Below are 24,242 nucleotides of genomic sequence, written 5' to 3'. Positions count from 1 at the left end.
AAACTTGAGCACGGACACATTCAGGAAAGTGAGCTTTACCCGGAACCCTGTCGGCCTCATTAATGACGACGCATATTACACTGTTAACGCCGCGCGTTAAAGAATGGAACTGTGGGGAATCGCAACAGATTTCAGCGGTTAAGCTGATTGGGGAAGGCCGCATCAAACGCGGCCTGGACGGGGATCAAGCTTCGCTTTCCACGCGCAACGCATCAGGCGGTAACGCAACGCTGAGAATCACCGGTTGGAAAGCCTCGCGATCGCCGAAGAGTTTGGATACACCTTTCGCTACGATAAAGCCGCCAATGCCGCCCAACAGCGCACCACAGGCCGCAGCCAGATCGCTGGCGAACAGCATCTGGAAGATGCCAGCCACTAAAAACAGGCCAAACAGTGGCGTCATGTAAACCAGCAAGGCAGAACCCAGCAGGCTGCTTTCGCGGATGCCTAACTCAATGCGCTGGCCGGGTTGCAACGGCTCCGCGCTGGCGATAGTCATCACGTGGGCATTTTTCGGCCCCAGCTGATTAAGCGCATGGCTGCCGCAGCCTTTACGCGCCGAGCAGCTGTTACAAGACGTTTTCGCTTCCGTGTGCAGGGTGGCGATGCCTTCTTTCCACGCCACCACGGTGGCCCATTCTTTCATCATTTTGGTGAACCCGAATCTATGCTGTCCGCAATACGTTTGGCAGTGGCTGGCGGTAACTCGCCCACCACCGTGATTTCGTTATTATTGCGTACTTCTGTCTGCACCGTACGACGCCCAGTGCGCAATGCCTGAACGCTGCTGCTTTTATCTGCTGGCGTAACGTTAATGGCAAAGCTAAACAAGCCATCGCTGTACAGGCGCGATTCGACAGTTTTGTTCATCGACGGGATATCGCGGCGACTTTGTGAGATCAGTTTCATGCCCGCCGGAAGCCAGTTTGGCTGCCAGCTGAGTTCCACTTTGTCACCGGCCGGTAACGACAGCGACGGCGGCAAGTTGGCCTTCTCCAGCCCTTGCATCAGATTGCGTACGCCTTCATCGACGGCAAAGCTGATGACGCGGAACTGTTCCAGCGTTTCACCGTCCCGATCGAGCAGATCAATACGCAGCGGCAATTTGGTATCCACATCCAGCCACACGACATAGCTGTAGCGCGTGCCATCGCGTGACACGATGCGCACCACTTCGCACATCTGATCGGCCATGCGCGAGCGGCCCACCGGAATGAAATCGTAAGACTCACCCAAACGGGAGAAGTCGGCAAACATCAAACCAGGTAACGCATCGATAATGTGATTGCCCGGCAGCGAGAAGGGATCTAATCCCGGCTCGAAATAGCTGATGTCGTTTCCGCGTTGAATCACTTCACGGCGCGGCCCGTCCATCTGCAACAGTTGGGCGAAGATACGATTGTCGATAACCGCGTGGCGATAACGCAGAGATTCAATGCCGAGACGCGAGACATTGATGTAGGCAAATTCGTAGTTGAGGTTCTGGCTTGCCTGCTCCATCTGTTGCAACAACGCCCCGGACGCAGAGGTCTGCGCCGAGGCGATAGATGAGCAAAACAGGCTGCCTGCCAGCAGGCTAACGGCACACCAAAGCTGCTTCATTACTGCTGCTGAGTTCCTAACGACTGATTTCCGGGAACATTAGCCTGAGCCTGTTGCGGATCGTTTTTCTCAAACTGAACCTGATCGGCATGCAGACGGCGTTGCAGTTCATAATCCTGCAGCATGGCATTCACGCGACGACGCTGTTCCTGCACCTGCTGATTAGAGCTGTTGGTGTCGAAGGCTTCAGAAGGCACGCCTAAGCTGACCGGTGACGCTTTACCCATCATCGGCAAGGTGTTGAATGCCGGTGAATCGGAGGTTTCAGTCGCGCTGCCAGTTGGTGAACTGTTGTAGTGCTGAACACCGACAATCACCGCCAGTGAGACACAAGCAGCAACACCAACTTGCGTCAGCTGTGCCGCCCAACTGCCACCACGACGCCAGAACGGCATCTTCTCGTAACGTGACGGCTCAGGCTGCGCTTCAGGGATCAGCGGAGTGACTTTGCGTGCCGGCTCGTTTTCGATGGCCGCCGCCACACGTGCGGAGATATCAAAATGCAGCACTTCTCCGATATCACCGCGTAAGGTGTCGCGAATGAGATGGTAGCTTTCCCAGCTGTGCTGAAGATCCGCATCCTTCGACAACGATGCCAACAGCTCGTTATCTAAAGTTTCACCATCCATTAAAGCGGAAAGTTTTTCTTTCTGCATGCCTTGGTACCCTTCCAGTAGCCGTTATCACTGACGTTGGATAAGCGGTTGAACTTTATTATCAATAGCCTCTCGTGCACGGAAGATACGCGAACGTACGGTACCGACCGGACAATCCATGATGACGGCAATCTCTTCGTAACTCAGACCATCCAATTCCCTAAGGGTAATGGCCATACGAAGATCTTCGGGAAGCGCCTCAATGGTACGAAAGACGATTTGTTTCAGTTCTTCAGACAACATTAAGTTCTCAGGGTTCGAAATTTCTTTCAGTGCACCCGCACTTTCGAAATTTTCCGCATCGATAGCATCCACATCACTGGATGGCGGACGTCGCCCCTGAGCAACCAGATAATTTTTCGCTGTGTTTACCGCGATGCGGTACAGCCATGTATAAAAGGCGCTGTCGCCACGGAACGATTCCAGTGCGCGATACGCTTTAATAAAAGATTCCTGAACCACATCAGGCACATCGCCTGACGGAACATAGCGTGAAACCAGGCTCGCCACTTTATGCTGGTATCGAATCACCAGTAAATTAAAGGACTTTTGATCTCCCTTCTGAACCCGCTCAACGAGAACCTGATCCGTTAACTGCTCGCTCATCCGAGGTAATATCTCCCCAAAACTTTTTTATGCGTAAGTGAACTGCCAGCACATCTCATTGTTCTGAGCAAGCATGCGCTTAGAGCGGCCCTTTGGCCCGAAGTTCACTACGACCAGAATTTTCCGTATCGGAACCACGACATCATTGTTGTTGATTGTCTTTCAGTGTAGCGACTTGCCACGCTGGTGGTGTCTTTTGCGGCACCGATAATCGCTGGCAGAGTACCTTATGACGCCGTCATTTTCACCTTTATTCCCTGAATTTTCAGAGTGTTTGATATAAAAAACACATTGTGCTCAATTTCAGAGTTAACTCACTGAATTCACGCTACTATCTCTATCCGCTGAATAATTTTTCCGCGCAGTTGGTTCAAAATACTTCACAGCACCCCCATCACGGCTTATGCTCAAGCCACCTTTTGTTTAGTAAATTAAACATCATGACTTCTCTCCCAGAATATCAGTGTGATGTCCTCATCGTCGGCAGCGGTGCGGCAGGTTTATCGTTAGCGCTGCGCTTAGCGCCGCATTATCAGGTTACCGTGCTGAGTAAAGCGCAGGTGAATGAGGGCTCAACGCTGTATGCGCAGGGCGGGATTGCGGCGGTGTTTGATGAAACAGACAGCATCGAATCACACGTTGAAGACACGCTGGTTGCTGGCGCTGGCTTGTGCGACCGCGATACGGTGAGCTTTATCGCCAGCAACGCGCGTCACTGCGTGCAGTGGCTGATTGATAACGGCGTCGCCTTCGATAAAGAGCCGCAGGCGGAGGGTGAAGCGCGTTACCACCTCACGCGCGAAGGCGGGCACAGCCATCGCCGCATTCTGCATAGCGCCGATGCCACTGGCCGCGCGGTGGAAACCACGCTGGTAAGCCAGGCGCTGAGCCATCCCAACATCCGCATTATTGAACGCACCAATGCGGTGGACTTAATCCTCTCTGATAAGCTTGGCCTGCCCGGCAAGCGCCGCGTGGTTGGCGCGTGGATCTGGAACCGTAAACGTGAACAGGTGGAAACCTGCCGCGCGCGCGCCGTGGTGTTAGCCACCGGCGGCGCAGCGAAAGTCTATCAGTACACCACCAATCCGGACGTGGCCTCCGGCGATGGCATTGCGATGGCGTGGCGTGCCGGTTGCCGCGTAGCGAACCTCGAATTTAATCAATTCCATCCCACCTGTTTATTCCATCCACAAGCGCAAAACTTCCTGCTGACCGAAGCGCTGCGCGGTGAAGGTGCCTGGCTGTTGCGTCCTGACGGCACGCGCTTTATGCCTGACTTTGATGAGCGTGCCGAGCTGGCACCGCGCGATATTGTGGCGCGCGCCATTGACCATGAGATGAAACGGCTGGGCGTCGATTGCATGTATCTCGACATTAGCCACCAGCCGGAAAGCTTTGTGCGCGCGCACTTCCCGATGATTTACGAAAAATTGCTGACCTTTGGCCTCGATCTCACTAAACAGCCGATTCCGATTGTGCCAGCCGCGCATTACACCTGCGGCGGCGTGGTGGTGGATCAGCAAGGACGTACAGATGTTGACGGACTGTATGCGATTGGCGAAGTGAGCTACACCGGCTTACATGGCGCAAATCGCATGGCGTCCAACTCCCTGCTGGAGTGCCTGGTTTACGGTTGGTCTGCGGCTGAAGATATGATCGCCCGCTTGCCGGACATCGCGGCGGTAGAACATCTGCCCGCATGGGATGAAAGCCGCGTTGATGATGCCGATGAGCGCGTAGTGATCCAGCATAACTGGCATGAACTGCGATTGTTCATGTGGGATTACATGGGAATTGTGCGTACTACCAAACGTCTGGAGCGTGCGCTGCGGCGTATTAATTTGCTGCAACAGGAGATTGACGAGTACTACGCGCACTTCCGCCTCTCTAACAATCTGCTCGAGCTGCGCAATTTGGTACAGGTCGCCGAACTGATGGTGCGCTGTGCGCTGGAGCGCAAGGAGAGCCGAGGGCTGCACTTTACACTCGACAATCCCGATCTGCTGGATGAAGCGTTACCGACCATCCTGCAGCCCGAAGCTAGCGGAACAGGTAAAAGTCTTTCACCAGGCTGAGCCAGTCGGCTGAATAGCTTTTATCTTCATCACGAATGGCGAGACGTTCCAGCAAGGTTTCGCCGGCGGAGGGAGAAAAGCCTAACACCACGCGATTCGGCGGGCGCTGCGCATAGGCGGCGACATCGTAGCGATAACGCAAATGCCAGCCATCCGCCAGCGCCAGTGAAATCAATGCTTCGCCAGCTTCAGCCGGCAGCACCACGCAAAATAGCCCTTCTTCTTCAATCAACTGGGCGGCACAACGCAGCAGCGTCAGATGGTCGAGCGTGGCGGTGCTGCGTGCGGTATCGCGCGCGACACTACCGGTTGCCATACCGGGCGCAAAAAAAGGCGGATTACTGACGATGAGCGAAAAGCGTTTTTCACACTGTTCGCTCCAGCTGACAATATCCTGATGGTGGACGTGGATGCGATCCGCCCACGGCGAAGCCTGCATATTTTCCTGCGCCTGCTGCGCTGCGCTGGCTTCCAGTTCGACGGCATCAATCTTTACCGAATTGGGCGTACGTTGCGCCAGCATCAGCGCAATCAAGCCACTGCCGCAGCCAATATCGAGGACGCGACGCGCGCCGGCTACTGGCGCCCAGGCCCCGATTAACACGCCATCGGTGCCGACTTTCATCGCACAGCGATCGTGCGCCACGAAAAATTGCTTAAAGGTAAAACCGTCTTTTCTTAACGTCGGCCGCGCGTGCGGCTGGTCCTGAGACATACTTCACTACCATTGAATTTTTTACTGCCGGAAGTGTAACGTGGTGGCGATGGGAATTCACCTGCGCCGGTAATACCTACACAAACAGATGAAGATTATATTCGTTCTGTCTATAATCAGCGCCCCAAACTGAGGTAGACCATGACCGTAACCACATTCTCCGAACTCGAACTCGACGAAAGCCTGCTACAAGCTTTGCAGGAAAAAGGCTTCACTCGCCCTACTGTTATTCAGGCCGAGACCATTCCTGCCGCGCTGGAAGGCCGTGACGTTCTGGGTTCGGCTCCAACCGGGACGGGGAAAACTGCAGCGTTTTTGCTGCCCGCTTTACAGCATTTGCTCGATTTCCCGCGTAAGAAATCAGGCCCACCACGCATTCTGATCATCACCCCAACGCGCGAACTGGCGATGCAGGTTGCCGATCACGCGCGCGAGCTGGCTAAACACACGCATCTGGATATCGCCACCATCACCGGGGGCGTGGCGTATATGAACCATGCCGAAGTATTCAGCGAAAACCAGGACATCGTCGTCGCGACCACCGGCCGTTTGCTGCAGTACATCAAAGAAGAGAACTTTGACTGCCGCGCCGTAGAAACGCTGATTCTCGATGAAGCTGACCGCATGCTCGATATGGGCTTTGCGCAGGACATCGAAACCATCGCCGCAGAAACCCGCTGGCGCAAACAGACGCTGCTGTTTTCGGCGACGCTGGAAGGTGAGCACATCAAAGACTTCGCCGAGCGTTTGCTCAACGAGCCTGTGTTTATTGAGGCCGACCCAAGCAAAAGCGAACGCAAAAAAATCCAGCAATGGTATTACCGTGCCGATAATTTAGAGCATAAGAATAAGCTGCTGATTCACCTGTTGAAACAGCCAGATGCCACGCGCGTCATTGTATTTGTGCGCAAACGTGAGCGCCTGCATGAGCTGGTTACCTGGCTTCATGAAGCGGGCATCCGCACCAGCTACCTCGAAGGCGAAATGGTGCAGGTCAACCGTAACGAAGCCATCAAGCGTATGAATGATGGCCGCGTGAAGGTGATGATTGCCACCGACGTTGCTGCGCGCGGTATCGACATCGACGATATCTCGCACGTGATTAACTACGATTTGCCGCGCACCGCAGATACCTATCTGCACCGTATCGGTCGTACCGCGCGTGCGGGCCGTAAAGGTACCGCGATCTCGCTGGTTGAAGCGCACGATCACGTGCTGCTGGGTAAAATCACCCGTTACATCAACGAGCCGTTAAAAGCGCGTGTGATTGATGAGCTGCGTCCAGAAAGCCGTGCGCCAAGTGCTAAAGTGACGGGAAAACCGTCGAAAAAAGCACTTGCGAAGCGTCAAGAGCGTAAAGAGAAAGAACAAGAGAAACCGCGCGTCAAGCAACGTCATCGCGACACCAAAAATGTGGGTAAACGCCGCAAACCAAGCGGTAGCGATGCACCAAAGTCTGGTGCGGAATAAAACAGCACTCGCTGTAATTAATCGCCTCTTTTGAGGCGATTTTTTTGTTTTAAGCGTAGTGAAAACGCGCTTTCGCTATCATCCGCCCTGAAGAACCGTTCTTTTAAACTCGCCAGATAAAAAAAGCCGCGCCAATCAACATTGGCGCGGCTTGTATTGCTGTGTGTCTTTTCGTCAGCGCTGCAATTACAGGCTTTCGGTGAATGTACGTGTAATCACGTCACGCTGCTGCTCTGGCGTCAGCGCGTTAAAGCGCACGGCATAGCCAGATACGCGAATGGTCAACTGCGGATATTTTTCCGGATGATTGACGGCATCTTCCAGCGTTTCGCGGCGCAGCACGTTAACGTTCAGGTGCTGACCACCTTCGATGCGCACCTGCGGTTTCTGCTCAAGTGGAATTTCACGGTAAGCGATTTCGCCGAGATCGCTGATAGCAACAACCTGATCTTCTGCGAAATCCCCTTTGGCGCACAGGCAGCGCGCTTCGGCTTTATCATCGTCCAGCAGCCAGAATGAGTTCAACAGCTGTGGATTATTTGCCTGAGTAATTTGAATACCGGTAATCATAGTAGGTCTCCAGGGCTTTACGCTGTCGCAACTGGGCAGCGAGGTTCATAAGGTTTTGGAATGCTGTGGTATATCACTGCAGGAAATGCTCCGTTTTGACCTGTATCAATTTCGTCTAGTCACGATTACACGCTGAAAACCTAACAAATTGATTAATAACAACTTCGCCAATTAAAATTTTACGTAAATATTCAAATTATTTTTATCCTTCTGCTGTTGAGTCCGACACGTTAAGCTAGGCGCACTATTTTGCAGGGAGTCAACGATGGCTGAGAAGCTGACCTGGCACGACGTGCTGGCTGAAGAGAAAGAGAAACCTTACTTCGTGGAAACGCTGAAAGCGGTGGCCAATGAACGCGCAGCCGGCGTAACGGTGTATCCGACGCAGAAGGATGTGTTTAATGCCTTTCGGCTGACCGAACTGGGCGATATCAAAGTGGTGATTTTGGGTCAGGATCCCTATCACGGCCCGAATCAGGCGCATGGTCTGGCTTTTTCCGTTCTGCCCGGCGTGGCGATCCCGCCGTCATTACTGAATATGTACAAAGAGCTGGAGCAGGATATGCCCGGCTTTGTGCGTCCTACACACGGTTTTCTTGAAAGCTGGGCAACACAAGGCGTGATGCTGTTGAACACCGTGTTAACGGTGGAAGCCAGTAAGGCGCATTCGCACGCGCGCTTTGGCTGGGAAACCTTTACCGATAACGTCATCAGCGCCATCAATCAGCATCGCGAAGGGGTAATTTTCTTGCTGTGGGGTTCGCATGCGCAGAAGAAAGGCAGCATCATTGATACGCAACGTCATCATGTATTGAAAGCGCCGCACCCTTCTCCGCTCTCCGCGCATCGCGGCTTTTTTGGCAGTAAACACTTCTCGCAGGCGAATGCGCTGCTGAGGCAATCGGGCCAGTCACCAATTGACTGGATGCCGGTGTTGCCTTAATAAACAAACGGCCGCATTAAGCGGCCGTTGTTATTACAGCGACAGATTAGCCTTTGGCTTTGGTCACTGCCACCATCGCCGGACGCAGCAGGCGACCATTGAGGGTGTAACCGCGCTGCATCACCATCAGCACGTGATTTGGCGCCATATCTTCTGATTCCATCATCGACATCGCCTGATGGATCTCTGGATTGAATGGCACATTGGTTTCGCCCACCACTTCCACGCCAAACTTACGCACCGCGCCCAGCAGCGACTTCAGCGTCAGTTCGATACCTTCGATCATCGAAGCCAGTTCAGCGTTCTCTTTGTCTGCCACTTCCAGCGCGCGCTCCAGGCTATCGATCACGGGCAGCAGCTCGTTGGCAAATTTCTCCAGCGCAAATTTATGCGCCTTTTCCACGTCCATTTCAGTACGGCGACGAATATTTTCGATCTCCGCCTGCGCACGCAGCTGTGCATCTCGCACGCCGGTTTGCGACACGGCTAACTCGGCTTCCAGTTGCGCGATACGCTCATCACGCGGATCCACCTCAGCGGTTGTCTCTGCGTCCACGTGCTGCTGATCCTGTTGAATTTCGTCTGAGACTTGCTCGTTTGGGGTGTTCTGTTCTTTACTACTCATGAATTTCTCCGCGTTTTGCACATTCATCTCGCTGGTTGGCTTATTATGGGGATCAGTTTGACGGTTTCAAGTAAACCCATCACATTGCCTGGCCGTTTTGGCTTATAAGGAACTCGCGCTAAATGAACAAACACTTTAACTGCATCGGGATTGTCGGCCATCCGCGCCATCCTACTGCGTTAACCACCCATGAAATGCTCTGGCGCTGGCTAACGGCAAAGGGTTATGAGGTGATTGTCGAGCAGCAGATTGCGCGCGAACTGGATTTGAAAAATGCCCAAACCGGCAGCCTTGCGGATATTGGTCAACGCGCTGATTTAGCTGTGGTGGTTGGTGGCGATGGCAACATGCTTGGGGCTGCTCGCGTGCTGGCGCGCTATGACATCAAAGTGATTGGCATCAACCGTGGCAACCTCGGTTTTCTCACCGATCTCGATCCGGACAACGCACAACAGCAGCTGGACGATGTGCTGCAGGGCGATTACTTCGTCGAAAGCCGCTTCTTACTGGAGGCGCAGGTGTGCAAAGAAGCGTGCTCGCCGCGCATTGGTAGTGCCATTAATGAAGTGGTGCTTCATCCCGGAAAAGTCGCGCATATGATTGAATTCGAAGTCTATATTGATGAGGTGTTTGCCTTTTCACAGCGCTCCGATGGTTTGATTATCTCCACGCCGACCGGCTCCACCGCCTATTCGCTCTCGGCTGGCGGCCCCATTCTGACGCCGTCGCTGGATGCGATTACGCTAGTGCCAATGTTCCCGCACACGCTCTCTGCGCGTCCGCTGGTGATCAACAGCAGCAGCACCATCCGCCTGCGTTTTTCTTCCCTGCGCAGCGATCTCGAGATCAGTTGCGACAGCCAGATTGCCTTGCCGATTCAGGAAGGTGAAGATGTCCTGATCCGCCGCAGCGCCAATCATCTCAATCTTATCCATCCTAAAAATTACAACTATTTTAATACCTTAAGTTCAAAGCTGGGCTGGTCTAAAAAATTGTTCTGAAAATCAGCACTGGCTACTTTACTGTATAAAAAACCAGGATATACTGTATGTAAAACCATATCTGTTTTTACATACAGGTGATTCTATGCTGGCACAATTGACCATCAGTAACTTTGCTATCGTTCGTGAACTGGAGATCGACTTTCATCGTGGTATGACGGCGATCACGGGTGAAACCGGCGCGGGTAAATCTATCGCCATTGATGCGCTGGGCCTGTGTCTGGGCGGCCGCGCTGAAGCAGATATGGTGCGTCAGGGTGCCAGCCGCGCTGATATATGCGCCCGCTTCCAACTCAAAGCTTCGCCTTCCGCACAACGCTGGCTGGTGGAGAATCAGCTGGATGAAGGCAATGAGTGTTTGCTGCGGCGTGTGATTAGCGCGGATGGTCGTTCGCGTGGCTTTATCAATGGCACGTCGGTGCCGCTGTCGCAGTTGCGTGAACTGGGCCAGTTACTGATTCAGATTCACGGTCAGCATGCTCACCAATTGCTGCTCAAATCCGATCATCAAAAACATCTGCTGGATGCGTATGCAGCCCACGATGATTTGCTGTCTGAAATGCGCCAGCACTATCAACGCTGGCATCAGAGTTGCCGCGCGCTGGCGCAGCATCAGCAGCTCTCGCAAGAGCGTGAATCCCGCCGAGAGCTGCTGCAGTATCAGTTGAAAGAACTCAATGAATTTGCCCCACAGCTCGGCGAATTTGAACAGATTGATGAAGAGTACAAGCGCCTGGCGAACAGCGGCCAGTTGCTGTCTACCAGCCAGCAAGCGCTGCAAATTCTCGCCGATGGTGATGACACCAACCTGCAAAGCTTGCTGTACAGCGCCCGCCACATGCTGGGTGAATTAGTGACGCTGGATAATAAAGTCAGCGGCGTATTCAATCTGCTGGAGGAAGCCGCGATTCAACTCAGTGAAGCCAGCGATGAACTGCGCCACTACTGCGAACGTCTGGATCTCGATCCCAATCGTCTGCATGAGCTGGAGCAACGTCTGTCACGGCAGATTGCATTGGCGCGTAAGCACCATGCCTCACCTGAAACTTTGCCGGTGCTTTATCAGCAGCTACTGGATGAAGCGGAATTGCTTTCGCAACAAGAGAGCGATCAGGAAACTTTGCAGTCTGAAGTTGTCGCCCACCACAAAGCCGCGTTAGTCAGCGCTGAAAATTTGCATCAACTGCGCGAGCATTCCGCTCAAGAATTGAGCCAGCTGATCACGCAAAGCATGCGCACGCTGGCAATGCCGCACGGCCAGTTTGCCATTGTGCTGGAGTTCAATGCCGATCAACTTACTGCAGATGGCGCAACGCGCATTGATTTCCGCGTTACGACGAACCCAGGCCAACCGCTCCAGCCGCTGGGCAAAGTGGCATCCGGCGGTGAGCTGTCGCGTATTGCTCTGGCGATTCAGGTGATTACCGCACAGAAAATGGAAACGCCAGCAATGATCTTCGATGAGGTGGATGTAGGGATCAGCGGCCCAACCGCTGCAGTCGTCGGCCAAATGCTGCGTCAGCTGGGCGAGTCAACGCAGGTGATGTGTGTCACGCACCTGCCGCAGGTTGCCGGCTGCGGTCATCAGCACTTCTACGTCAGCAAAGAGACCGATGGCGCGATGACAGAAACGCATATGCAGCCGCTGGATAAACGCGCGCGTCTGCAAGAGTTGGCGCGTTTGCTGGGCGGCAGCGAGGTAACGCGCAACACGCTGGCCAACGCCAAAGAACTTTTAGCCGCCTGATACCGCACTTTTTTCCCGGCTGGTGGTCATATGCTTGCTCTGTAGAGGTTTCAAATAGCGAAAAGGTTTATTATCATCGGCAGTTATGTCGTCTGAGTAATAAAGCCTGCCGCAGGCAGAGTTCAGAATTTGATGGCAAAAAAATAGCCTGCTGAAAGGCGTTTGGCCCCAGAAAAGGAATGTATAGATGCGCTGTAAAACGCTGACTGCCGCGGCAGTAGTAATGTTGATGATGACCGCTGGATGTTCCACCCTTGAGCGCGTTGTGTATCGTCCGGATATCAATCAGGGGAATTACCTGGTCGCCAACGATGTGTCGAAGATTCATAACGGCATGACGCAGCAGCAGGTTGCCTACACGCTCGGTACGCCGATGATGCGCGATCCGTTTGGCAGCAACGTTTGGTATTACGTGTTCCGTCAGGAACCAGGTCATGAAAGTGTGAAACAGCAAACTCTGACGCTGACCTTTGACAGCAACGGAACGCTGACTAACATCGACAATAAGCCGAAGCTCTCAGGCAAAGAAGGCTAAGCGAACGGCAATAAAAAAGGCGCTTAAGCGCCTTTTTTCGTTTTTACATTCCGACTATTTCTTCTCAGCTGACCGCTCTGCGCGTTGACGCCGTAACTCTTTCGGGTCGGCAATCAGCGGACGATAGATCTCAATGCGATCACCATCCTGGACGGCATCACCCAATTTTACCGGGCGGCTATAAATCCCAACCTTATTCGAGTTCAGGTCAATATCTTTACGCAGTGACAGCAACCCCGAAGCCTTGATCGCTTGCTCAACGGTTGCGCCTTCTTCAAGCGTTACGGCACGCATATACTGCTTATCTGGCAGTGCGTAAACCACTTCCACGCTGATATCAGGCACGATAGACCTCTTTTGCGCGCTGACTGAACGCCTGCACCATGCTGTTTGCCAGCTCTTTAAAGATGCGGCCGAACGCCATTTCTACCAGCATATTGGTGAACTCAAAATCGAGGTTCAACTCAACCTTGCAGGCATCATCACCTAATGAAGTGAAATGCCAGCCGCCGGTCAATTTACGAAACGGGCCATCAACCAACTGCATCAATATGCTTTGGTTGCTGATCAGCGTGTTGCGCGTGGTGAAAGTTTTACTGATGCCCGCTTTCGAGACATCAACGGCCGCGGTCATTTGATCTCCGCTGTTATCCAGCACGCGACTGCCGGTGCAACCCGGCAGAAACTGAGGATAAGCATCCACGTCATTCACAAGACGGTACATCTGTTCAGCGCTATAAGGGACCAGCGCTGAACGACTAATCTGGGCCATAATGGTTCCTGTTCATCACAAAACCATTGAATAATACCATTTTCAGTCACCAAACAAAAATTCACGGCTTTGCTTGCTGTGCTAAAATGGAGTGTTTTTTACCGCCCTGCAGGACAGGGGATGCGCCCATAAACTGAGTGATGTAGACTACGCCGCACTATGACAAAGAAAAAAGTTAACAAACCCGGTTCAGCCACTATTGCCCTCAATAAACGCGCACGTCATGAATACTTCATTGAAGAAGAGTTCGAGGCGGGTATGTCGTTGCAAGGATGGGAAGTCAAATCACTCCGTGCCGGTAAGGCTAACATCAGCGATAGCTACATTCTGTTGCGCGATGGTGAAGCTTACCTGTTCGGCTCTACTTTCCAGCCGCTAGCGGTTGCTTCAACGCATGTGGTGTGTGATCCCACGCGAAGCCGCAAGCTGCTGCTGAAACAACGCGAACTCGATTCGCTATACGGTCGCGTCAACCGCGAAGGTTTTACCGTGGTTGCGCTGTCGATGTACTGGAAAAATGCCTGGGCCAAACTGAAAATCGGTGTGGCACGCGGTAAGAAAGAGCACGACAAGCGTGACGACGTGAAAGAACGCGAATGGAAGATGGACAAAGCGCGTATTATGAAGAATTCAAAGCGTTAAGCGCTGGATTTTGGCGTCGCTTGTCTGTAGTATTGAAATTTCTTGGGGCTGATTCTGGACTCGACGGGATTGTGAAGCCTTAGGAGCATGCCGAGGGGCGGTTTGCCTCGTAAAAAGCCGCAAAAAAATAGTCGCAAACGACGAAAACTACGCTTTAGCAGCTTAATAACCTGCTTTGAAGCCCTCTCTCCCTAGCTTCCGCTCTTAAGACGGGGATCAAGAGAGGTCAAACCCAAAAGAGATCGTGTGGATGCCTTGCCTGGGGTTGAAGCACTAAATCTAATCAGGCTAGTTTGTCAGTGGCGTGTCTGTCCGCAGCTGGCCGGCGAATGTAAAGACTGACTAAGCATGTAGTGCCGACGGTGTAGTAATTTCGGACGCGGGTTCAACTCCCGCCAGCTCCACCAAAATCCTTCGAAGATGATTCCAGAGTCATCCGTAGAAGTCCTGAAAGCCCGCACGGCACAAGCCCTGCGGGCTTTTTTGTGTCTGTAACCTTCCGAGACGATCCGCCTGAATCCAGAGATAATTGGTACACGAATTGGTACACGCTATAATGTGTACCAAAAACGTGTACCAATTATGGACGGAAACTAGTCATGGCGCGGATTACACGCCCCCTCACCAACAACGAAATCCTCAAAGCTAAGCCTCAAGAGAAAGACTTTACGCTGCACGATGGCGACGGACTTTTCTTGCTTGTCAAAACATCAGGTAAGAAGCTTTGGCGTTTTCGCTACCAGCGACCAAATAGCAGCAGTCGCACAAATCTCAGCCTTGGCTCTTACCCTGCCCTAACGCTCGCTGTCGCACGCCAAATGCGTGACCAATATCTGTCGCTGCTTGCGCAAGGGATTGACCCGCAGAAGCAGCAAGAGGAAGTATCAGAACAACAGCAAATCGAACTGGATAGCATTTTTTCAGTTGTTGCCGGAAGGTGGTTCCAGCTTAAGAGCAAAAGCGTTACCGAGGATTATGCTAAGGATATTTGGCGATCGCTGGAGAAGGACATCTTCCCTACTATCGGTGATATTCCTGTTCAGGCACTCAAGGCCAGAACGATCGTTGAAGCACTGGAGCCGATTAAAGCTCGCGGAGCGCTTGAGACAGTTCGCCGGTTGGTGCAGCGCATCAACGAGATCATGATTTATGCAGTCAACACCGGGTTGATTGATGCAAATCCGGCTTCAGGCGTTGGTATGGCTTTTGAAAAACCCAAAAAGCAAAACATGCCAACACTTCGACCGGAAGAATTGCCTGGACTAATGCGCTCGTTGGCTATGTCTAATCTATCAATTACGACTCGTTGTCTAATTGAATGGCAACTTCTTACCATAGTTAGACCCTCAGAGGCTTCAGGCGCTCAATGGACAGAAATCGATTTTGATGGAAAAATTTGGACGATCCCGGCTGAACGTATGAAGTCTAAACGCGAGCATATTGTTCCTCTAGCACCTCAAGCATTAGATATTCTTAATGTAATGAAGACAATCAGTGCAAAGCGTACATACATTTTTCCAAGCAGGAATGATCCAAAATTACCAATGAATAGCCAGACAGCTAATGCAGCTTTAAAGCGAATTGGCTATGGCGGCAAACTTGTCGCTCATGGCTTACGCTCAATAGCCAGCACAGCTCTTAATGAACATGGCTTCAATGCAGATGTAATTGAATCTGCATTAGCTCACAGTGACAAGAATGAAGTAAGGCGTGCTTATAATCGCTCAACATATTTAGTTCAAAGAATAGACCTCATGCTTTGGTGGGCTGCTTTGGTGAGAAGTTGAACTAAGTGAGGCGATGCCTCACTTTTATTACATTAAATGCCAGTGATGAATAGCAATGTGTTTTTTGCTATTCCATGCAACTCCTGAACATTTAATTCTTTTACTTTTGTATCAAATCCATCTGCATGATGATAGCTCTTAGAATAGTCATTTATCTGTTCAATTTTTGAAAGGCAATTTGAACTATCATAAAGTGGGCTTTTTGGATCCGTTTCATTTCTAATTAGGTTTATCATTTCTCCTAGCCAATGCCCCTCAGTGAAATGATTAGGTAGATGCATTCGCATATAGGCTTCCAATATAGGACGAATCAGTCTAGCTATTGCAACCTTGCTATCTTCTGAAGGCGACTTTACAAAATCATATAGTTTTCTATATTCGAGTTCATAGGAGTGCTTAACATATGCATCAAAATCACTTTTGTGAATTATCTTAGATTTAAATACTTTATCACTGTTAACATCATATTCATCTAAGTCATTGATGCTAACAGATAATTCAAAGCACTTAGAAATTGATGAGTTACCTGAATATTTCCTCACCTCAGTCAAGAATGCAGCATCATGACTAAAAACAAAGACTTGAGCACCTCTACATGTAATATCAGACAATTCAACTATCGTTTTATTTCGTCTGTGACTATCTAATGATGACATGGGATCATCGAATACTAAAATGTCATTCTCGTGGATTTTACTTTTGAACTTAGAGAGGAAGAATGCCAGTGCTAGAGCCGATTTATCCCCCATGCTTAAGATCTCAGTAAGCAAGAGCTTACTTTCATCTTCATTCTCTAATGCTAATTCCTTCCCTAAAAAAACAATTTTAAATTTGAATCTAGTATTTCCGCCACTTGCCTTATTATCCCTATTAATCTCGACAATTCTGATATTGCTATTAAAACCTAATAATAGTTGATTAATTTCATCCTTATGCTTATGAATTATCCCTTCTTGCTCTCTAACTATTTCCTCTCTTAATAATTTAATTTTGACTTCATTTTCTTTCTTTTTCTTCTCGTAAAAGTCATAATCGATTAAATCTTTGAGAGTATCCTCTTGAAATCTCAATTTATAGTCTTCAATGTCTGATATTTTTCTTTTAACATCATCGATATTTTCTTGATCTAGGGTCTGCAAATAATGGTTTATTTTATTGTTTGCAACATCAATTTGCTTATTGTATTCATTTAAATCTATCTCTTCAAAAAGACTTTTAAACTTTAACTCCAATTCTTTATAGTCCACGGCATAAAATATGTCTTTAAGTTTTTGATTTATTAAATAATCAAGATCAGCAAGAAGAACACAAAACTTTTCGTGAATTAAAAAATTATCATACTTAGCATGAGTGAGCTCTACTTTATCTAACCAAGTATTTATGGTGACTTCGTTACGTTCTATTAAATTTTTTATCTCTTCAAATTCAGAGCATTTCTCTGAAAGTTTTAAATATTCATTGGCGCTGTCACCCTCAAACGTTGAAACAGCATTATCATATTCATTGCCAAGAAAATCTTTATACATGGAGAAGATAGATGAATTGCTTAGAGGCTGAGCACAGAAAGGACAATGATTACTTTCTGTAACAAGAGCGAATCCAGTCTCTAACCAGCCCACATCCCTTTCTTTGAGATGCTCGGCTATATGCTCATCAACTTTTATTTTAGCATCCTTAGATATACTTTCTAAAGAAACATCCAAAAAACTAAAATCAATCTTAGGTGATTCATAGCTTATTTTATTAGGCTTAGCTCTTATTTTTATAATTGAAACACCTGACAAATCAACAAGTTTTTTATTTAAAAACGATAGTTCACTTTCAGGTTCGAACCTCTTCTTTTCTTTTATTTTTTTGATGGCTTTGATATCAACTCTAGAATTAAACCTTGCTTCTACTCTTGATTTAATAACGTTTGAATGAATAATATTATTTTCGTTTTCGATTTTTAAATTATTTATTTCTTTTTGCTTGTCAACTGAAGAGTCACCTAAGCAAAAATCATGGTAGTTTTTTAAATTGCTGCTAGCTACTTTCGAACCTGCATAAACATTATTATCAATAAAATCTTGATTAAACACCTTAAACCTCCAGATTAATTCTGATAGGTTTTTAGTAGTGATCGATTTAGTTTTACCATTTTCATGAAATAGAAAATTCAACTCGATGTTATCAGTATTACCACATTCTATTGACCTTAATTTTTCTAACAATGAAAGGTCTTTATCATTGATGAAGTTAAACACTTTACATAGAGTTGATTTGCCAGCTCCATTATTTCCATAAATCAAATTCAAACTCTCAAAGCCATGATCAGGTGAAGATGTGTGGTTTAATTGCTTGATATTATTAAGCTTTACAATTTTATATAGCATACAGCGCTCCATACTGAAATTAATGTCATATAAAAAACGATTTCAATACATACACTAAACCGATAGGTCAACAAAAATCCACATCAAAGTTAATTTAAAACTCGATATTTCATAGGGGTGGATAATTTTATTTTGGCTCAAGCGCGCAATGCTATCCCCCCCTCGCCTGCCCGCTTTATGGACCGCTTTTCATGCAGGTGCATAAAGCCATCTGAGCCACACCCTGTATAGCCTCAGCGCATACTGTTGGCGCATGATCTTGCATGCAAATCCATGCAACCTATGCATGCACGGCTCTTTATAAAGCGGCTTGCCAGAAAAAAGCTTTCGAAATGCAAATAGCGGACATAAAAAAGCCGCTGTGTGATCAGCGGCTGTGAGGATTAATGAGTGATTCGAAATGCTGAGCCGTATCGTCCTAACGTCTGCCGTTCTTTAACTGGCATCGGCGAAACGTCCTCAACTGTTTCCGGCGGTGGCGGCGAGGTTATGACTTTCGTGATGCTTTCATTCGTCTTAAACGTGCAGGAGCAATCCAGATTCGTGCACTGGTGATAACGCTCTTTTACCTGCTCGGACATATAGCGGCTGGATTTAGCGTGCGCCGGGCTTTTGCAGTAAGGGCAGTGCATCATTGCTGGTCGCCCTCCTGAAGTTTTAAACGCTGCTCCCTGATTGATTCCGCCAGCTTCTGACGGCGTAAAGGACGCGAATATAGATCCATATCAACACCCGTCAGAGCCGGACGACGGACACCGATAGATTCCAGTAATGGAGCTTCATTTAGAACACTTTCAGGCAGCGCGGCAGCAGCTCGCGTCAATGCTTCTCCTACAAGCCCAGCGATATCGCGGATCGGGTCACGATCGTCTCCGACAAAGGTTGAGGCAATTTTTTCGCGCTGAATGCGCAACTTGATCGCCCATAGCAACGAAGGGCTAACGTTTCGCAGTGCCGATTCCCAATGCGAGTCTGCAAACTCAGTAAAAGCAGTTTGATGTGCTTCAACGTATTTTTTACCGCTGGTACAACAGCACAGCACGGCGTACTGCTTATCCAGCTCCAGTTCTTTCAACAATCCCGCAAACTCATCGGCCAGTTCTCGATTGGCTATACGCTGAGTGTGTTCGGCGCGAAGTTCCTCCGTGAGATTACCGCGCAGTTTTCGAAAATTAGTGCGCCAGTTACTCTCAGCTTCCTTACCCGCCTCGATAGCGGCCTGACGCTCTTTTTCGCAACGGGTGATGTTAGCGACAACACCATTAAATGCCGTCATCTGTTCAGTATGTTCCGCTCGCGCTTTTTCAAATCGAATTAGTGAGGCTGATTTGTTTGCTGTTGTGTTCATCTTTTTTGTCTCGCATCGTCTGTAAAGGATGAAGACATTCTGTCGTGCACCAACGGACAAATCATTTCATTGCTTTCTGCCTGTCGCTCAGCAAACAAACCCAAGATTGCGGCTGGAACATACCTTGAATACTTTTAGTTCTTATAAAACTATTCACTACTGTTCACTAAAGTAAAAAAGATAATAAATACAGTAATTAAAGTAGTGAACAGATACACGTTAAGTCTTCACTCAGTGTTCATTAGTCTTCACCGTCTTTCAAATAGCAGCCTTTTTCTGGCTAGCTATTTATAGAATTTATTCCTACTAATTTGGCCATTTCAATTACCGTTAGCTATTAAAAGGCAAGCTTTGGCATCCCCTGGCAAACAGGGTGTAACAGGATAGAACAGAGCTGAATTTTTGCTCATTTATCAGCAAACAAGGGGTTGTTTACATTAGATAAAATATTCTCAAAATAGCGAGTTACCTAAAGACACACCCGGAACCGGGCAGCACCGACCGGACTCATTATGAGGTAACACCATGCATGCAGTTTCCCCTATTCCAACCCCAATGACGCCTTTAACTGGCAACGTTTCTTACCCTCGTGATCGCTTCATGCGCCTACCAGAAGTGATCAACACCTGCGGCCTGTCACGCTCGACCATTTATGACTTAATCAGCCGTGAGCAGTTTCCGTCACAGATTTCCCTCGGTGGTAAAAACGTTGCTTGGCTGGCCTCTGAAATTGATGGCTGGATGCAATCACGCATCGCACAGCGCGCAGGTGGTGGAGCATGATCACGCTGAATTTCAACACCCTCTCATTTCCGCTGACCAAAGATGAAGCAACCTTTATCGCTGGAGGCCTCACAAGCGCAATCAGCAATAAGCCACCAACTTCACCTTCTTTTAACAGTGGTATGCACGGCCATATTTCGGTTCTGGGCAAAAAAGCTCAGTCAAGAAATCACATAACGGGTAAAGCTGACAGCAAACGCCGATCAAATCCGCAGCAGTCCGATCAAGTCCTGACCGATTGCTAAGGAAAACGTACTAATGAACGAAAAAAGCCTTTTCTCTGGCGAGCGGCCGTTATACAGTTTTCGCGCTGCCGCAAAATCGGCAGTCGGGCGTAGGAACCCGTGTAAAACAAAGGCGACACAACACGCGCCATGCGTGTTTTTTTGTGTCATCGCCTCAGTGCACCCATTTTACGGGCAGTGGATTTTTTACCACTGTTACGTCTGCGTTATGGTGGCCCGGGCGGGGCAGCTTTCGGGCTGGCCGGTTTCCTTTGTTGCCGGTATTCCTACCCCCGTCCGGGTTACCACCCATGAGCGTAGGAACTCCGGTGGTAGCTTTTACAAGCTAACAAAGGATTCAATCATCATGGTTTCAGTTCTTACTGCCACTCATCCTAAATTCATATTTATTTTCGCTGCAGTGCACCGCACTGATCGCGCTGCCCGTCCCTGCATGCTGCGTTTTGCGGCGAAAGACGAGCGCACAGCCCGTGCCAATTTCATTCGTGACTATGTCCTGTGCTTCGCTGGCCGCGTGCCGGTACAGGCGGTGGCTGCATGAATACTCTTGCCGCTCGCACCAACAGCAATAGCACCTATTCAATTCCACACGCCGATTATCTACGCCTGCTGCATGCTCATTCCGTCGGCGTAACAGTGCTTGATATGTTCGATTCCGTTCATTGCCTCAGTGCTCAAAGTTGCGTGCCAGACAGCGCCGCACTGGCTTCTGTCGTCGCCCTTCTTACTGACCAGCTCGGTAAAGTCGTTGAAACCTGTGATTCCCTGATTCTTGCCACGGAGGCTCGCCATGATGACCGCTAATAATTCCTGCTTACCTGTTGAAGTACGCACTGCCGTTTACCGTCGCGCGCTGGCGCAGGGTTATCTCAACGCCTGCAAAACGCTGGGCATCACCGTTTCGGCAACGCTCGACGAGCTACAAATGACCATCGCGCTCGAACTGGAAGGATTTTATGTTCGTCGACACGGCGCAGAAGCCGGAATGGAAATGGCCTGCACCATGCTGGGCGATATGGTTGAACCTGACCTGCTTACCGCGCCGCCGCGCCTGACCCGTCTTGGCGCGACCATGATGGATGAGCTGTTCTGTAGCCAGCTTGCCGCGACTCGCCGCGCCACCTTGCACTGAGGGAGATCCAGCAGATGAAACACATTGTCTCTGACACGGTAAAAGCGGCCGCCGGATTCTGGCCGCAACTGCTGCCCGCGCTCGGCATCAGCATCCACGCCAGCGGCAGACACGGCGCATGCCCGGTTTGCGGCGGCAAAGATCGTTTCCGCTTTGACAATCAGGACGGTCGCGGTACGTGGCACTGCAACCAGTGTGGAGCCGGTGACGGCCTGAATCTGGTTGAAAAGGCGCTCGACGTCAGCACCAAAGAGGCGGCAATCAAAATCGCCGATATGCTGGGCGCGCTGCCACCGGTATCAAAAGCCCCGGTAAACACAGTTGATAAAGCAGTCGCACAATCTGAGGCCGCCGCGCGGGCGCAGAAGCTGATCGCCGCCGCCGTCAGCCGCACGGATAACGCCTACCTTTTATCGAAAGGGCTGCACAGCACTGAAGCGTTAACGCTGGCTGTCAATCTGCACTGTGGCGGAATCAGTTTTGCGGCTGGCGATCTGCTTGTGCCGCTAACCGACGATAGCGGCAATGCCGTCAACATTCAGCTAATCAGCGCCGCTGGCGATAAGCGCACCCTGCCCGGCGGACAGGTGAAAGGCGCTTATCACCTTGCAGGCAAATCTGACGGCAAAACGCTGTGGCTCACCGAAGGCTATGCAACCGGCCTTACGGTTCAGCGCCTGACGGGACAACCCGTTTATGTGGCGCTCAGCGCCAATAATCTGCCGGCACTTGCCGCGCAACTGCGTAAAGCCAATCCTGATGCGCTGATGTTGATTGCCGCTGATCGGGACGACAACGGCACAGGCCAGCTTAAGGCCGAGGAAGCAGCGAAAGCCTGTAAGGGCAAGGCCGCTTTACCGCCGGAAACCGGCGACTGGAACGATGTATGGCAGGCACAGGGCGACATCGCTACGCAGGCTCTACTTTCCGCATTCACTCAACCTCACAAGCCAAGCCCGTTTGAGTCGGTGAGCGAGGCCGACCTCAAAGCCATGAGCGCGAGTGAAAAGGCGGAGCTGCTGGTCGGTCATTACGGGCAGGCGCTTGCCGTGCCACCCGTCGGCGAGGAAATTTGCCGTTATGAGAACGGCGCGTGGCAGGTGATGCCGGTGCAGATGCTGCGCCGCGAAATCGCTGCGCTGTTTCAGAAGGTGCGCGCACCGTTTTCAGCGGCCGGAATTGGCAGCGTGCTCGATACGCTCAAGCTGATGGTGCCGCAAATGGGTGAACCGGCACGCCGTCTGATTGGTTTTCGTAACGGCGTTTTTGATACGACCAACGGCACATTCAGCCCGCACCGTCGCGAGAACTGGTTGCGCACGGTAAACAGCGTTGATTACTCTGCGCCGCGCCCCGGTGAAAATCTCGCAGACCACGCGCCAAACTTTTACCGCTGGTTAACGCGGGCAGCCGGACACAATCACGACAAGCAGGAGCGCATCCTCGCGGCGTTATTTATGGTGCTGGCAAACCGCTATGACTGGCAGATGTTCCTGGAAGTGACTGGTCCAGGTGGAAGCGGGAAAAGCGTGTTAGCCTCGATCGCCACGCTGCTCGCTGGCCGCGATAACACCACATCCGCCACCATCGACACGCTGGAGTCATCGCGGGAACGTGCCAGCGTGGTGGGATTCTCGCTGATTATTCTGCCCGATCAGGAGAAATGGAGCGGCGACGGCGCTGGCATCAAAGCGATTACCGGCGGCGATGCGGTCGCTATTGATCCCAAATATCGCGATGCCTATTCAACCCATATCCCGGCGGTGATTTTGGCGGTGAACAATAATCCGATGCGTTTCAGTGACCGCAGCGGCGGCGTTTCGCGTCGCCGGGTAATCCTGACCTTCCCGGAGGTGATACCGGCGAAAGAGCGCGACCCGCAGCTGCTCGACAAAATCAGCGCCGAGCTGGCCGTAATTGTTCGTCATCTGATGCAGCGCTTCGCTTCACCTGATGAAGCGCGCGAGCTGTTGCAGGCGCAACAATCATCCGGCGAAGCGCTGGAGATAAAGCGACAAGCCGATCCGCTGGTCGATTTCTGTGGCTATCTGATGCCGCTGAGCACACCCAACGGGCTGTTTATCGGTAACGCGAATATTCGCCCGATAAACCCGAAGCGCTATCTCTATCATGCGTATTTGTCATTTATGGAATCGCGCGGCCATCAGCACCCGCTCAGCCTGACGGCCTTCGGCCAAGCGGTGCCGCAAACGTTGAAAGAGTACGAGCGCGTGTTAATCAAGCGCCGCACGAATAACGGCATACAAACTAATCTGACGTTACATGAAGACAGCGAGGCAGATTGGTTGCCAGCGTGTAGCATCTGATTACTCGATATCACATAAACCGGCTTAGGCCGGTTTTACACTTTTAATGATATAGGTAAATATCAGATGGGATTAGCTATTAGCGAGAAGCATATGTTAGCAACCGTATCCACCGACTTAATTACAGTCTTAATTAGTGGAGCTAATGTCAGAGACTCACAATACTGGTTCTTATTGCAGAGATTAGGAAAAACCATCTTTTAAAAAAAATGGTAAATTTTCCTTTTGCATCAAAAGATATGATTGCTTAATATGGCTTGTAATAAAATATTACATTTAGATT

General features: G+C 50.3%; 26 protein-coding genes and 1 other RNA gene. 15 read left to right on the top strand and 12 right to left on the bottom strand.

Annotation, left to right across the window (positions count from 1 at the left end):
* Positions 1-184: 184 nt before the first annotated feature.
* The 4 genes from rseC to rpoE are packed head-to-tail and all read right to left on the bottom strand — an operon-like array spanning position 185 to position 2,864.
* Entirely contained in the window at positions 185-649 is a 465-nt protein-coding gene (gene rseC, locus K5Y30_RS13950) for a SoxR-reducing system protein RseC (RefSeq protein WP_061718009.1), read from the bottom strand.
* Entirely contained in the window at positions 646-1,602 is a 957-nt protein-coding gene (gene rseB / locus K5Y30_RS13945; RefSeq protein ID WP_222184427.1) for a sigma-E factor regulatory protein RseB, read from the bottom strand. Before rseB ends, rseC begins: the two co-directional genes overlap by 4 nt.
* Positions 1,602-2,258, bottom strand: a complete 657-nt coding sequence (gene rseA, locus K5Y30_RS13940) for an anti-sigma-E factor RseA (RefSeq protein WP_176971027.1) — start codon at positions 2,256-2,258, stop codon at positions 1,602-1,604. The genes rseB and rseA overlap by 1 nt, the downstream gene beginning before the upstream one ends.
* 27 nt (positions 2,259-2,285) lie before the next feature.
* Entirely contained in the window at positions 2,286-2,864 is a 579-nt protein-coding gene (gene rpoE, locus K5Y30_RS13935) for an RNA polymerase sigma factor RpoE (RefSeq protein ID WP_007886161.1), read from the bottom strand.
* A gap of 440 nt (positions 2,865-3,304) precedes the next feature.
* On the opposite strand from rpoE, the gene nadB reads away from it, so the two are divergent.
* The gene (gene nadB, locus K5Y30_RS13930) at positions 3,305-4,942 is read left to right on the top strand and encodes an L-aspartate oxidase (protein ID WP_222184425.1); all 1,638 of its coding nucleotides are present in this window, start codon (positions 3,305-3,307) and stop codon (positions 4,940-4,942) included.
* Here nadB and K5Y30_RS13925 read toward each other — a convergent pair.
* Entirely contained in the window at positions 4,908-5,657 is a 750-nt protein-coding gene (locus K5Y30_RS13925; RefSeq protein WP_222184422.1) for a tRNA1(Val) (adenine(37)-N6)-methyltransferase, read from the bottom strand. The two genes, nadB and K5Y30_RS13925, sit on opposite strands and share 35 nt — an antisense overlap.
* A 141-nt stretch (positions 5,658-5,798) precedes the next feature.
* Between K5Y30_RS13925 and srmB the strand changes: the two genes are divergently transcribed.
* The gene (srmB, locus tag K5Y30_RS13920; protein WP_137386305.1) at positions 5,799-7,127 is read left to right on the top strand and encodes an ATP-dependent RNA helicase SrmB; all 1,329 of its coding nucleotides are present in this window, start codon (positions 5,799-5,801) and stop codon (positions 7,125-7,127) included.
* 186 nt (positions 7,128-7,313) lie between these two features.
* Here the strand turns inward: srmB and grcA are convergent, their stop codons facing one another.
* Positions 7,314-7,697 (bottom strand): autonomous glycyl radical cofactor GrcA, encoded by a 384-nt coding sequence (grcA, locus tag K5Y30_RS13915; protein WP_008101535.1) that lies wholly within the window; start codon positions 7,695-7,697, stop codon positions 7,314-7,316.
* A 265-nt stretch (positions 7,698-7,962) separates the two neighbouring features.
* On the opposite strand from grcA, the gene ung reads away from it, so the two are divergent.
* Complete coding sequence (ung, locus tag K5Y30_RS13910; protein WP_222184420.1) at positions 7,963-8,640, top strand: uracil-DNA glycosylase; 678 nt, start codon at positions 7,963-7,965, stop codon at positions 8,638-8,640.
* A gap of 46 nt (positions 8,641-8,686) precedes the next feature.
* Here the strand turns inward: ung and grpE are convergent, their stop codons facing one another.
* On the bottom strand, positions 8,687-9,265 hold the full coding sequence (gene grpE / locus K5Y30_RS13905) for a nucleotide exchange factor GrpE (protein ID WP_101763451.1): 579 nt from the start codon (positions 9,263-9,265) through the stop codon (positions 8,687-8,689).
* A gap of 122 nt (positions 9,266-9,387) precedes the next feature.
* Between grpE and nadK the strand changes: the two genes are divergently transcribed.
* The 3 genes from nadK to bamE all read left to right on the top strand — a co-directional run bounded on the left by nadK (position 9,388) and on the right by bamE (position 12,548).
* A complete protein-coding gene (nadK, locus tag K5Y30_RS13900) occupies positions 9,388-10,266 on the top strand; it encodes an NAD(+) kinase (RefSeq protein WP_061718023.1) in 879 nt (292 codons plus the stop codon).
* Between the two features lie 85 nt (positions 10,267-10,351).
* Positions 10,352-12,013 carry a DNA repair protein RecN gene (gene recN, locus K5Y30_RS13895; protein WP_222211819.1) on the top strand — a complete coding sequence of 554 codons (1,662 nt, stop codon included), beginning with the start codon at positions 10,352-10,354 and terminating at the stop codon, positions 12,011-12,013.
* A 187-nt stretch (positions 12,014-12,200) separates the two neighbouring features.
* On the top strand, positions 12,201-12,548 hold the full coding sequence (gene bamE, locus K5Y30_RS13890) for an outer membrane protein assembly factor BamE (protein WP_222211817.1): 348 nt from the start codon (positions 12,201-12,203) through the stop codon (positions 12,546-12,548).
* 54 nt (positions 12,549-12,602) lie between these two features.
* On the opposite strand, the gene K5Y30_RS13885 is transcribed toward bamE, so the two are convergent.
* Together K5Y30_RS13885 and K5Y30_RS13880 are read right to left on the bottom strand one after the other, a co-directional pair.
* Positions 12,603-12,893, bottom strand: a complete 291-nt coding sequence (locus K5Y30_RS13885; protein ID WP_110868282.1) for an RnfH family protein — start codon at positions 12,891-12,893, stop codon at positions 12,603-12,605.
* Positions 12,886-13,320 (bottom strand): type II toxin-antitoxin system RatA family toxin, encoded by a 435-nt coding sequence (locus K5Y30_RS13880; protein WP_008101549.1) that lies wholly within the window; start codon positions 13,318-13,320, stop codon positions 12,886-12,888. The genes K5Y30_RS13885 and K5Y30_RS13880 overlap by 8 nt, the downstream gene beginning before the upstream one ends.
* A 159-nt stretch (positions 13,321-13,479) precedes the next feature.
* Between K5Y30_RS13880 and smpB the strand changes: the two genes are divergently transcribed.
* From smpB to K5Y30_RS13865, 3 genes are all read left to right on the top strand, one after another.
* Positions 13,480-13,962, top strand: coding sequence for an SsrA-binding protein SmpB (gene smpB, locus K5Y30_RS13875; protein ID WP_007886141.1), 483 nt, complete (start codon positions 13,480-13,482; stop codon positions 13,960-13,962).
* Between the two features lie 44 nt (positions 13,963-14,006).
* Positions 14,007-14,369, top strand: a transfer-messenger RNA (tmRNA) gene (ssrA, locus tag K5Y30_RS13870).
* 192 nt (positions 14,370-14,561) lie between these two features.
* Complete coding sequence (locus tag K5Y30_RS13865) at positions 14,562-15,749, top strand: integrase domain-containing protein (protein WP_222211815.1); 1,188 nt, start codon at positions 14,562-14,564, stop codon at positions 15,747-15,749.
* A 32-nt stretch (positions 15,750-15,781) separates the two neighbouring features.
* On the opposite strand, the gene K5Y30_RS13860 is transcribed toward K5Y30_RS13865, so the two are convergent.
* The 3 genes from K5Y30_RS13860 to K5Y30_RS13850 form a co-directional block, all read right to left on the bottom strand.
* Positions 15,782-18,124: an AAA family ATPase gene (locus K5Y30_RS13860; RefSeq protein ID WP_222211813.1), complete on the bottom strand. Its 2,343-nt coding sequence runs from the start codon at positions 18,122-18,124 to the stop codon at positions 15,782-15,784.
* A gap of 383 nt (positions 18,125-18,507) precedes the next feature.
* Entirely contained in the window at positions 18,508-18,759 is a 252-nt protein-coding gene (locus K5Y30_RS13855) for an ogr/Delta-like zinc finger family protein (protein ID WP_222211811.1), read from the bottom strand.
* A complete protein-coding gene (locus tag K5Y30_RS13850) occupies positions 18,756-19,472 on the bottom strand; it encodes a hypothetical protein (protein WP_222211809.1) in 717 nt (238 codons plus the stop codon). Before K5Y30_RS13850 ends, K5Y30_RS13855 begins: the two co-directional genes overlap by 4 nt.
* 525 nt (positions 19,473-19,997) lie before the next feature.
* Between K5Y30_RS13850 and K5Y30_RS13845 the strand changes: the two genes are divergently transcribed.
* The 6 genes from K5Y30_RS13845 to K5Y30_RS13820 are packed head-to-tail and all read left to right on the top strand — an operon-like array spanning position 19,998 to position 23,959.
* Complete coding sequence (locus tag K5Y30_RS13845) at positions 19,998-20,255, top strand: AlpA family transcriptional regulator (protein ID WP_222211807.1); 258 nt, start codon at positions 19,998-20,000, stop codon at positions 20,253-20,255.
* Positions 20,252-20,500, top strand: a complete 249-nt coding sequence (locus K5Y30_RS13840) for a hypothetical protein (protein WP_222211805.1) — start codon at positions 20,252-20,254, stop codon at positions 20,498-20,500. The genes K5Y30_RS13845 and K5Y30_RS13840 overlap by 4 nt, the downstream gene beginning before the upstream one ends.
* A 13-nt stretch (positions 20,501-20,513) precedes the next feature.
* Positions 20,514-21,041 carry a host cell division inhibitor Icd-like protein gene (locus tag K5Y30_RS13835; RefSeq protein ID WP_222211804.1) on the top strand — a complete coding sequence of 176 codons (528 nt, stop codon included), beginning with the start codon at positions 20,514-20,516 and terminating at the stop codon, positions 21,039-21,041.
* A complete protein-coding gene (locus K5Y30_RS13830; protein ID WP_034896822.1) occupies positions 21,038-21,304 on the top strand; it encodes a hypothetical protein in 267 nt (88 codons plus the stop codon). The genes K5Y30_RS13835 and K5Y30_RS13830 overlap by 4 nt, the downstream gene beginning before the upstream one ends.
* Positions 21,291-21,632, top strand: coding sequence for a DUF5375 family protein (locus K5Y30_RS13825; RefSeq protein WP_034896820.1), 342 nt, complete (start codon positions 21,291-21,293; stop codon positions 21,630-21,632). The genes K5Y30_RS13830 and K5Y30_RS13825 overlap by 14 nt, the downstream gene beginning before the upstream one ends.
* Before the next feature lie 14 nt (positions 21,633-21,646).
* On the top strand, positions 21,647-23,959 hold the full coding sequence (locus K5Y30_RS13820) for a primase-like DNA-binding domain-containing protein (RefSeq protein WP_222211803.1): 2,313 nt from the start codon (positions 21,647-21,649) through the stop codon (positions 23,957-23,959).
* The last annotated feature ends 283 nt before the right edge of the window (positions 23,960-24,242 follow it).

The organism is Pantoea sp. DY-5 (assembly GCF_019795955.1).
In the GTDB taxonomy this organism is placed as follows: Bacteria; Pseudomonadota; Gammaproteobacteria; order Enterobacterales; family Enterobacteriaceae; genus Pantoea; species Pantoea leporis.
Note: the sequence above shows the minus strand (reverse complement) of the source record. Positions and strands in the feature narration are given on the sequence as shown.

Bases quoted from the DNA above. Each gene is read 5' to 3' on its own strand.
- K5Y30_RS13850 (WP_222211809.1), bottom strand. From the start codon at position 19,472: ATGAACACAACAGCAAACAAATCAGCCTCACTAATTCGATTTGAAAAA.
- K5Y30_RS13825 (WP_034896820.1), top strand. From the start codon at position 21,291: ATGATGACCGCTAATAATTCCTGCTTACCTGTTGAAGTACGCACTGCC.
- grcA (WP_008101535.1), bottom strand. From the start codon at position 7,697: ATGATTACCGGTATTCAAATTACTCAGGCAAATAATCCACAGCTGTTG.
- rseC (WP_061718009.1), bottom strand. From the start codon at position 649: ATGATGAAAGAATGGGCCACCGTGGTGGCGTGGAAAGAAGGCATCGCC.
- rpoE (WP_007886161.1), bottom strand. From the start codon at position 2,864: ATGAGCGAGCAGTTAACGGATCAGGTTCTCGTTGAGCGGGTTCAGAAG.
- grpE (WP_101763451.1), bottom strand. From the start codon at position 9,265: ATGAGTAGTAAAGAACAGAACACCCCAAACGAGCAAGTCTCAGACGAA.
- smpB (WP_007886141.1), top strand. From the start codon at position 13,480: ATGACAAAGAAAAAAGTTAACAAACCCGGTTCAGCCACTATTGCCCTC.
- K5Y30_RS13830 (WP_034896822.1), top strand. From the start codon at position 21,038: ATGAATACTCTTGCCGCTCGCACCAACAGCAATAGCACCTATTCAATT.
- K5Y30_RS13835 (WP_222211804.1), top strand. From the start codon at position 20,514: ATGAACGAAAAAAGCCTTTTCTCTGGCGAGCGGCCGTTATACAGTTTT.
- bamE (WP_222211817.1), top strand. From the start codon at position 12,201: ATGCGCTGTAAAACGCTGACTGCCGCGGCAGTAGTAATGTTGATGATG.
- rseB (WP_222184427.1), bottom strand. From the start codon at position 1,602: ATGAAGCAGCTTTGGTGTGCCGTTAGCCTGCTGGCAGGCAGCCTGTTT.
- rseA (WP_176971027.1), bottom strand. From the start codon at position 2,258: ATGCAGAAAGAAAAACTTTCCGCTTTAATGGATGGTGAAACTTTAGAT.
- recN (WP_222211819.1), top strand. From the start codon at position 10,352: ATGCTGGCACAATTGACCATCAGTAACTTTGCTATCGTTCGTGAACTG.
- K5Y30_RS13880 (WP_008101549.1), bottom strand. From the start codon at position 13,320: ATGGCCCAGATTAGTCGTTCAGCGCTGGTCCCTTATAGCGCTGAACAG.
- nadB (WP_222184425.1), top strand. From the start codon at position 3,305: ATGACTTCTCTCCCAGAATATCAGTGTGATGTCCTCATCGTCGGCAGC.
- K5Y30_RS13855 (WP_222211811.1), bottom strand. From the start codon at position 18,759: ATGATGCACTGCCCTTACTGCAAAAGCCCGGCGCACGCTAAATCCAGC.
- K5Y30_RS13820 (WP_222211803.1), top strand. From the start codon at position 21,647: ATGAAACACATTGTCTCTGACACGGTAAAAGCGGCCGCCGGATTCTGG.
- K5Y30_RS13845 (WP_222211807.1), top strand. From the start codon at position 19,998: ATGCATGCAGTTTCCCCTATTCCAACCCCAATGACGCCTTTAACTGGC.
- srmB (WP_137386305.1), top strand. From the start codon at position 5,799: ATGACCGTAACCACATTCTCCGAACTCGAACTCGACGAAAGCCTGCTA.
- ung (WP_222184420.1), top strand. From the start codon at position 7,963: ATGGCTGAGAAGCTGACCTGGCACGACGTGCTGGCTGAAGAGAAAGAG.
- K5Y30_RS13925 (WP_222184422.1), bottom strand. From the start codon at position 5,657: ATGTCTCAGGACCAGCCGCACGCGCGGCCGACGTTAAGAAAAGACGGT.
- K5Y30_RS13860 (WP_222211813.1), bottom strand. From the start codon at position 18,124: ATGCTATATAAAATTGTAAAGCTTAATAATATCAAGCAATTAAACCAC.
- nadK (WP_061718023.1), top strand. From the start codon at position 9,388: ATGAACAAACACTTTAACTGCATCGGGATTGTCGGCCATCCGCGCCAT.
- K5Y30_RS13840 (WP_222211805.1), top strand. From the start codon at position 20,252: ATGATCACGCTGAATTTCAACACCCTCTCATTTCCGCTGACCAAAGAT.
- K5Y30_RS13865 (WP_222211815.1), top strand. From the start codon at position 14,562: ATGGCGCGGATTACACGCCCCCTCACCAACAACGAAATCCTCAAAGCT.